Origin of the sequence: uncultured Nevskia sp., from assembly GCF_903885465.1 — a bacterium.
In the GTDB taxonomy this organism is placed as follows: Bacteria; Pseudomonadota; Gammaproteobacteria; order Nevskiales; family Nevskiaceae; genus Nevskia.
Genome location: NZ_CAISIQ010000102.1, coordinates 1 through 2286, shown reverse-complemented (window position 1 = coordinate 2286; position 2286 = coordinate 1). Strand labels below are relative to the sequence as shown.

At 65.8% G+C, this 2286-nt stretch carries 3 protein-coding genes; all 3 read left to right on the top strand.

Translation table 11 applies throughout. The features are described from left to right. On the top strand, positions 1 to 1014 hold a 1014-nt coding region (locus QZY06_RS03885; RefSeq protein ID WP_295680447.1), incomplete at its 5' end, for an NAD(P) transhydrogenase subunit alpha. A 3-nt stretch (positions 1015 to 1017) separates the two neighbouring features. Beyond that, positions 1018 to 1311 (top strand): NAD(P) transhydrogenase subunit alpha, encoded by a 294-nt coding sequence (locus QZY06_RS03880; RefSeq protein ID WP_022976376.1) that lies wholly within the window; start codon positions 1018 to 1020, stop codon positions 1309 to 1311. Between the two features lie 7 nt (positions 1312 to 1318). Beyond that, positions 1319 to 2286 (top strand): NAD(P)(+) transhydrogenase (Re/Si-specific) subunit beta (locus QZY06_RS03875; protein ID WP_295680444.1); only part of this gene is annotated, 968 nt, incomplete at its 3' end.

Sequence of the window (2286 nt, the reverse complement as noted above, 5' to 3'; positions counted from 1 at the left end):
GCCGGCGCCGGTGCCGCCGCCCGTTATGCCGATCAGGCCTATGCCGATGTCGGCGCCAGCGTCGCCGACCGCGCCAGCACGCTCGCCGGCGCGGACATCATCCTCGGCGTGCAGGGCCCCGATCCCGCCGGTCTGACGGGCGCCGCGTCCGGCGCGTGGATCGTCGCCGGCCTTAACCCCTTCGGGGACCGCGCGCGAATCGACGCTTATGCCACTGCCGGCTACGAAGCCCTGGCGATGGAATTCATGCCGCGCATCACCCGCGCGCAGTCGATGGACGCGCTGTCGTCCCAGGCCGCGCTCGCCGGCTACTACGGCGCGCTGATGGGCGCCACCAGCATCGCCCGCATGATGCCGATGACCACCTTCGCCACCGGCTCGATCAAGCCGGGCACGGTGCTGGTGATGGGCGTCGGCGTCGCCGGCCTGTCGGCGATCGCCACCTCGCGCCGCATCGGCGCCAAGGTCGAAGGCTATGACGTGCGTCCGGAAGTGAAGGAGCAGGTCGAATCGCTCGGTGCCAAGTTCATCGACACCGGTGTCGACGCCCGCGGCACCGGCGGCTACGCCCGCGAGCTGACCGACGAGGAGAAGGCGAAGATCGCCGCCGTCGTCACCAAGCACATCCAGGCCGCCGACATCATCATCACCACCGCCGCGATTCCGGGCCGCCCGAGCCCGAAGCTGATCTCGAAAGCGCAGGTCGATGGCATGAAGGCCGGCAGCGTGATCATCGATCTCGCGGCGGAAGGCGGCGGCAACACCGAGTACACGGTGCCCGGCGAAACCACCACGGTCGGCCAGGTCACCATCGTCGCGCCGCTGAACGTGCCGAGCCTGCTCGGCGAACACGCCAGCGAGCTGTACGCGAAGAACCAGTACAACCTGATCGAACTGTTCCTCAAGGAACAGGCGATCAACCTGGACTGGAACGACGAGATCATCGCCAAGAGCTGCCTGACGCATGCCGGCGAGATCAAGAACGAAGCGGCAAAGAAAGCTGTCGAGGGCTAAACCATGCTGACCGGATTCATCGCGCTGTACATCTTCATGCTCGCCGCCTTCACCGGCTACGAGATCATCGGCCGCGTACCGTCGATCCTGCACACGCCGCTGATGTCGGGCTCGAACTTCGTGCACGGCATCGTCGTCGTCGGCGCGCTGTTTGCGCTGCTCAACGCCACTTCGGTGACCGAGCAGGTGATCGGCTTCGTCGGCGTGCTGCTCGGTGCCGGCAATGCGGCCGGCGGCTACGTGGTGACCGAACGGATGCTGCAGATGTTCAAGTCCTCGGACAAGAAGAAGGCTTAAGACCGACATGACCGCTCAACTCATCATCGACGCCAGCTTCCTCGCTGCCGCCTTTTTGTTCATTTATGGTCTGAAGCGCATGTCCTCGCCGGTCACGGCGGCCTCGGGCATTCGCGTTGCCGGCCTCGGCATGCTGGTCGCCGTACTCGCCAGCTTCCTGTACGTGTTCAACGTCAACGAAGCGGCCAAGCCGCATCTGATGGTCAACGCAGCACTCGGTGCCGTCGCACTGGCGATCGGCCTCGGCTGGGCCTGGACCAGCGGCAAGAAGGTCGAAATGACCGCGATGCCGCAGATGGTCGCGCTCTACAACGGCATGGGCGGCGGCGCGGCGGCCGCGATCGGCGCGGTGGAACTGTTCCGCACTTCGGCCGAGCACACGCTGATTCCGCTGGTGGTCACCATCATCGGCTCGCTGATCGGCGCGATCTCGCTGTCCGGCTCGGTGATCGCCTGGGCCAAGCTCGATGGCCGCATCAACGGCGTCTGGCGCTTCACCGGCCTGCAGGTGATGAACGGCACGTTCTTCGTCGCCACCCTGGCGCTCGGCCTGTACATCGCCTTCGGTGCCCACGGCCATGCGCCGGTGTGGATGACCGCCTCGTTCTTCGTCCTGGCGCTGATCTTCGGCGTGCTGATGACGATGCCGATCGGCGGCGCCGACATGCCCGTGGTGATCTCGCTGTACAACGCGTTCACCGGCCTCGCGGTCGGCTTCGAAGGCTTCGTGCTGCAGAACCCCGCGCTGATGATCGCCGGCATGGTGGTCGGCTCGGCCGGCACCCTGCTGACCTTGCTGATGGCCAAGGCGATGAACCGTTCGGTGTCGAACGTGATCTTCTCCAACTTCGGCGCCACCGGTAACGAAGAGCAGGGCGAGATCAAGGGTTCGATGAAGCCGGTCGATGCGGGCGATGCCGGCATCAACATGCGCTACTCGTCGAAGATCATCATCGCCCCGGGCTACGAGATCGG